6 protein-coding genes are annotated in these 6,000 nt (G+C 44.4%); 1 reads left to right on the top strand and 5 read right to left on the bottom strand.

From position 1 onward, the window contains the following. Window positions 1-127: 127 nt before the first annotated feature. From IEX62_RS23090 to IEX62_RS23105, 4 genes are all read right to left on the bottom strand, one after another. A complete protein-coding gene (locus tag IEX62_RS23090) occupies window positions 128-745 on the bottom strand; it encodes a helix-turn-helix transcriptional regulator (RefSeq protein WP_188778753.1) in 618 nt (205 codons plus the stop codon). 259 nt (window positions 746-1,004) lie between these two features. Continuing rightward, window positions 1,005-1,427, bottom strand: coding sequence for a DUF86 domain-containing protein (locus tag IEX62_RS23095; protein ID WP_188778754.1), 423 nt, complete (start codon window positions 1,425-1,427; stop codon window positions 1,005-1,007). A gap of 66 nt (window positions 1,428-1,493) precedes the next feature. After that, window positions 1,494-1,781, bottom strand: a complete 288-nt coding sequence (locus IEX62_RS23100; protein WP_188778755.1) for a Dabb family protein — start codon at window positions 1,779-1,781, stop codon at window positions 1,494-1,496. A 352-nt stretch (window positions 1,782-2,133) separates the two neighbouring features. Next, window positions 2,134-2,778, bottom strand: coding sequence for a 50S ribosomal protein L25 (locus IEX62_RS23105; RefSeq protein WP_188778756.1), 645 nt, complete (start codon window positions 2,776-2,778; stop codon window positions 2,134-2,136). 750 nt (window positions 2,779-3,528) lie between these two features. Here IEX62_RS23105 and IEX62_RS23110 point away from each other — a divergent pair. Further along, window positions 3,529-4,155, top strand: coding sequence for an XRE family transcriptional regulator (locus IEX62_RS23110; protein ID WP_188778757.1), 627 nt, complete (start codon window positions 3,529-3,531; stop codon window positions 4,153-4,155). A 415-nt stretch (window positions 4,156-4,570) separates the two neighbouring features. Here IEX62_RS23110 and IEX62_RS23115 read toward each other — a convergent pair whose 3' ends face one another. After that, window positions 4,571-5,662, bottom strand: a complete 1,092-nt coding sequence (locus IEX62_RS23115) for a GntR family transcriptional regulator (protein WP_188778759.1) — start codon at window positions 5,660-5,662, stop codon at window positions 4,571-4,573. Between the last annotated feature and the right edge of the window lie 338 nt (window positions 5,663-6,000).

The raw sequence follows: 6,000 nt of genomic DNA on the forward strand, positions 1-6,000 counted from the left end.
AACAAGTCCTTTTTGCTATCTTGATATAATTGGATGAAATACATAACACGAGATCATGTAAATGTACTCTCCAAAGCATTCGATCCTTCACAGGCTTCATCCAAATCGAATAAAGGTACACGCGCAGCTAGCGCTTCTGAATCTGATAAATGCAGCATTGGCCGCCCTTAGCAATACATTCGGTACGTGTTACCTTAGCATCCAATAGCTGTTGAAACAGCTCCTGCTCACATTGACAGGCAATTCCATGCTGATCGGCAACACGATTGATCGGACAATGATATTCATACATCGTATACGTATCGCTTCCATTGCTCTCATAGCTCGCCATATAACCGCCTTGATGCTGAATCTCAGTCAAGGCTGCGACACGCTCGCCCAGACTTTGCTGCTCCATTAGCGGACGATACCGATCCAGCAGCTTTTGCTTACGTCCTTCAAAAATGCGCGTGATCGAGACATCATCAAGCTCATCCAGCAAATCCAATGTTAACTGATGATAATTATGCGGAAAATGCTCTGCCGCCTGTTCGCTCAGTCGAAACCGTAAATAAGGTCGCCCTGTAGGTATGCGCACCGTCTCCGCCAGCAGTAATCCTTCTTGCTCTAATGACTGAATATGACGTCGAACAGCCATTTCAGTAAGTTCTAGTTTCTGGGCCAGATCCGATACGCTTGCCGGACCGCCTGTCTTCAGTAGCATCATGATCGTTCGCCGCGTGGACGGTTGTGGGTTGGCTTTCATCCCTGGACCCCCCTTTGCTATAAAAATAAAATGACCCTGTCCGCCATTGTCAGCGAAAAGGGTCACAGCATCCCTTTAATAATACCGTTATTGTAGCTTATCCGGCAGGGGATGTAAATTCAAAACGATTCATTTGTTAACCGAAAAGTCATCTCAAGCTGCAAAATGACTCCTCTGTATCCATCAAGTCAGATGAATAGCCTATACCATCCTACCTGATATTTAAATACTTCAAGCCATCATTCAGCCAGACTACATACTATCCCAATTCACGATTCAAATACTCACTTACCTGCCGCGCAAATCCGCGCAGCACCTCCGGCATAATCATCGTCAACGGATGCAGTTCATGACGCGGCCAATCATAATAATCCTGTACAAGTGGACGGCGCAGCTTCACCAGCTCCAGCAAACGAACGGCTATCTCCTCATCCATCACCTGCTCACCACGGATGATCTCAATAATATCATCATAGCTACTCGCATCGCGCATAATAAAGCCGTCGATCAAATAGCTTCCAATATCCGTTACACATTCAATTGCCAGATGAAGTGCACGCTCCTGCACCATCCCGCTAAACAGACTGCCATCCCAATTGGATGCTACCTGCTCCAATGCTTCATACACATCATCCAGTGCCGTAATACGGCGTTCAATTTGCTCACGATTTACGTAGTACACCGTTTGACACCGCCTTTGCGAATATAATCATATCCTTGTCCGAAAATACAGATTGAATATTGAAAATTAATATTCATAATCAACGGCAATCGTCGATTCCTTTACGGTCGCAATATATTCTGCGATTTGTACATGATCTGGATGTACTTGATATGCTTGAAGATCGTCCAGCGAATCGAAGTCACTAACGAGTGCTACATCGTAGGAACGCTCGCTGCGAATCACATCCACACCTACTTGAATAGAACGCAATGTCTCAACTTTGCCTTCCAGCGCACGCAAGCCTGTAATTACATTGTTAATAATTTCCTCAGAAGGATTTTTGAATTTGAACAGGACAATATGCTTGATCATCGTCACAGCAACTCCTTTTTATATGTATATAATGTTGAGCACCGAGCGATCCTAAGTCGCACACTCACCTTTCTATCGTATCATATTCAGCATCAATTTGCGCCTATCGGCGATCCGCTCATTCGCTTGATATATTTGTTCCATTTCATCGTGAACCATGCTGCTTACTATAAAAAGTACCTGAAGGAGATTAGATTCACCTGCTGCGTACAACACAAAAACCGGAGCAGGATAGCTGCTCCGGTTTTTGTGTATACTGTATCACAACGAATGTAAAACAGTGATTTCATTCTCATCCCACTACGCATCGTCTATTCTTTAATGAATAGCGACTTCATTAGGAAGCTTATCATTATTCCTCAGACTTTTCTTCGTCTGAAGCTTCTTCTGTAGCTTCACCATCTGCTGCTTCTTCATCAGATGCAGTAGGTGTTTCCAGATCCTCGTCAGCTACACGCGGTACTGCGACAGAAGCCAGAATGTCTTCCCCATGCGAGATCAGCTCGACACCATCAGGCAATTCCACATCTGCGGCTGTGATCGTGTCGCCGATTTCCAGCTTGGATACATCCACAGCGAGTGTAGATGGCAGGTCTTTCGCAAGACCGGATACTTCCAGCTCATTCGTTTGAGTTTGCAGAATACCGCCCACCTTGGTTCCTGGTGCTTCGCCCTGGAAGTCCAATGGTACGCTAACGGTAATTGGTTTTTTAGAGGATACCTGCAAGAAGTCGACGTGCATGATGCGTCCTTCGCGACGCTGAATATCCTTCAGCAGTACCTGTACACTTTTGCCGTTATCCAGCGTCAGTGAGAAGATATCTGCACCACCGCGGCGTGCTTGTACCTGTAATTGCTTGCTGTCCACATGTACCGGAATACTTCCCAGATCAGGTCCATATACAACGCCCGGTGTACGACCGCTGTTGCGCAGTTCGCGGACCGCGGAATATTTAGTTGCTTCACGTTTTTCAGCTTTCATTTTCATAGTAGTCATACGAATTGACCTCCCTAGAATGATTAGCAATTTTGCTGTATGCAGAGTGCATAGTATGCAATTGAGCCAGCAACCATTATGACTGGCCATTGTTCATATATACCCGGTGAGAACGCGAATGTATCAGAAATACGGAATTTTCTTCAATTTGATCATCTAATTTTCCATAATAAAGCTGTAATAAAGCGTTGATTCTTTTTACTACCAGTGGCGCGAAAAGGACAAAAAATAGACTCCACTCCAAGCCTGCTTTTATACGATCCATTGTCCTGTTTGTTCCGAATCGTTTTGCTTCTACCTTACTGTAATAGGCAGAAGTTGACCTTCTGTGTTCGCTATGTCGTTTTGTATGGAAGTAGTGTATACAGGAATGTAACTTATTGATTATTCAAATTGTGGTATATCTATATCACAGTTTACTTAACCAATTAGTCTAACAACCAAATAACTGTTTTTCGTTTCTTTTGACATCGACTTGCTGACTATCATAATCATTTTTCACAATCAAATTATTAAAAATATTACATTACAACATTTTCATTTTTTGGTAAACACACAGTAGTTGAATACATTCTCACTCATGTTTTTGTCAATTTGTATGGTCGAATTGATTTTTCGAAAAATTACCTTATTTTCATGTGTTATTTTGGCAAAAGTTCGCTTGAAACGAGCCAACTTGTGTTGTAGGATGTTGAAAGGGTCATTAAACCGACTGCTATAAAATGAATAATTACTTTTATCGGAGGAAATATGCCTAATCAACCAGAACGACATTTTATAGAGGCGTGGTCTCTGATTAACCGTAAATACCTTGGGAAAGGTGTCCGCGTCAAACGTTTCCGTCGACCAACACGCTGTCAAATTCGCAATCGCGTTTTGCTGGCTGTACTGATGGTCAAGGATATCAAGCTGTCCGAGCTCGCGGAAAGGTTATCAGTTTCTTCACGCAGCGTAAGCGCCTGGGTGTATGAAGGAAGATTGCCGGGCAAAGCGAACCTGGAAAAAGTATGTAGGGAGCTTGGCTATCCGCATCATATCCTATTCAACCCACAGGTGATTAACAATAGTCCTGTCATCTGCCAACAAGCACCATCCCGCTTCATGAAACGTACCATTACACGTTCTCCGGTACGTAACCACATCTTAACTGGCCTTTGTATGGTTCACGATCTATCTGTAACCGATGTCAGTCACTGGATTGGCGTGCATCCGGGTACATTCCGCAAATGGCTTCATCAAGCTACACTGCCTTCACCCGCTTTTCAGGAAAAAACAGAACAATTTTTCCGCATTCCCAAATCGGTTCTTTTCGCTGATTGTGTCCTTGGCGAGCAGCAAGAAGTAGAGCTTGAAGAATATGCAGAGCTGAAGAAATAAGCAAAACGCTTTTTATGACGTTATAAACTGTGAAATATTTGACACAGTTTAACGAATGGAATCGTTAGCCAGTATGTCTGGTGCATTGTAATATAGATCCTGTGAGAGCTCCGCCGTTTCCGAATCTCGGTACGCAGTGGAGCTCTTACTTGTCTGGACATATAATAGGCTAGTTAACAATTTATATGTTTTTGTTAACTGCTATACATATCGTAGTCTTCGATTATGTCAGATACGTAGTTGCGTAAGATATGTAATTACATCAGATATAGTTACACTGGATATGTAATCGCCATATCGATTGCTTGAATTTACGTTTAAACTCCATCCAAATACAAAAAGCCGTGGAAGATGAGTGCCATTCACTCTTCATCTACGGCTTTTATGATTTTCTTTTATAAACTATTCGTTGGGCTCATTCCTCAATAGCAGGTGCTGGCGCAGTAGACTCACGACAGATTAGCTCAGGCACATGAATCTTCTCATCCACATGGCCTCGCCCCTCCAGCATCTGCAATATAAGCTCTGCGGCCGCTGTACCCAGTGCGTGCTTTGGATGGCTCATTGTTGTCAGCTTCACCTCGGTTGCTGTAGCAAGAAATGAATCGTCAAAACCAACCATAGACAGCTCTTCAGGCACACGTAGCCCTGCCTCGCGTACTGCCTGAAGCAGCGTAACTGCCAGCTCATCATTGTACAATACCCAGCCTGTGGCGCGTTCAGAACGAGCCGCAGCAATCAGACGACGCGCCTGCTCCAGCGGAGCCGAGTGCTTATCCTCAGTAGTGTAGGTGAAAATTAAGGAGGGCTGTAATGGAATATGATGCTTGCGGTGAGCAGCTACGAAGCCTCTCATCCGTCGTACACCCTGCATATCGTCTGTTTTGAAAAATCCAGCGATCCGGCGATGTCCCAGCTCGATCAGATGCTCAGTCGCCAAAAATCCGCCACGCTCATCATCCATACGCAGACAGGGGGAATCCATCTCCTCGTAGCTTGCATTAATCATCAAGTAAGGAATCTGGCGATTCTCGATCGTCAGAAAATAATTTAGATTGCGGCTCCGTTCTCCACTACGGGTCGGCTCGACGATCAACGCCGCTGGAGACTGGCTAAGCATCATCTCCAGACATTCCCGCTCCTTGTCCGGATCATTATCCGTACTGGCGAGCAGCAAGCGATAGCCTTCCTCACGCAATCGCGCTTCGATCCCCTGTACGATTTGCGGGAAAATATAATCGGAAATGTACGTGGTGATCACACCTACCGTTTTATCGTGGCCTGTCGTGCGGACGACCGGCTCCGTTACAAACGTACCTTTCCCCTGAATACGATTTAACCAGCCGTCTCGCATGAGCTCACCCAATGCCTGTCGTACGGTCTGGCGGCTTACTTCAAATTGCTCGGCAATCTCATGCTCTGATGGCAGACGACTGCCTGGCTGTAGACGGGAGGAATGAATCCAGGAAAGAATCTCGTCCCGTACTTGTCTATATTTAGCGGTCATGGCCCCTCCTGGCTGATTGGATTACAACAGCAATCCCGTTTTCGATCACAATGCATACACTCCATTGTACCATATGGCATGATACCCGCGTAGCATGATGCTGTTATCGCTCCGTTTGTTGTACATACATTTTAATAAAACGCTTACATATTGTCTATACAATTCGTTTTATTTCTATAATAATGTAGCTGCTAACGTATATGATCATGTATGCAGCAGATCATTATTTTATAGTAGTCGTACAATCTCTTCAATATACAGCAAAAAAGCCGCAGAAGTTGGTATTATCCCCTTTAAGTAGACATTCGAAAAAAGACATCTGTTAAGATGGATTTAAT

It is taken from the genome of Paenibacillus hunanensis, from assembly GCF_014645615.1.
Lineage (GTDB): Bacteria > Bacillota > Bacilli > Paenibacillales > Paenibacillaceae > Saccharibacillus > Saccharibacillus hunanensis.

Excerpts from the sequence above, each read along its gene's own strand:
- IEX62_RS23090 (WP_188778753.1), bottom strand. The coding sequence starts at position 745 with ATGAAAGCCAACCCACAACCGTCCACGCGGCGAACGATCATGATGCTA.
- IEX62_RS23110 (WP_188778757.1), top strand. The coding sequence starts at position 3,529 with ATGCCTAATCAACCAGAACGACATTTTATAGAGGCGTGGTCTCTGATT.
- IEX62_RS23115 (WP_188778759.1), bottom strand. The coding sequence starts at position 5,662 with ATGACCGCTAAATATAGACAAGTACGGGACGAGATTCTTTCCTGGATT.
- IEX62_RS23100 (WP_188778755.1), bottom strand. The coding sequence starts at position 1,781 with ATGATCAAGCATATTGTCCTGTTCAAATTCAAAAATCCTTCTGAGGAA.
- IEX62_RS23105 (WP_188778756.1), bottom strand. The coding sequence starts at position 2,778 with ATGACTACTATGAAAATGAAAGCTGAAAAACGTGAAGCAACTAAATAT.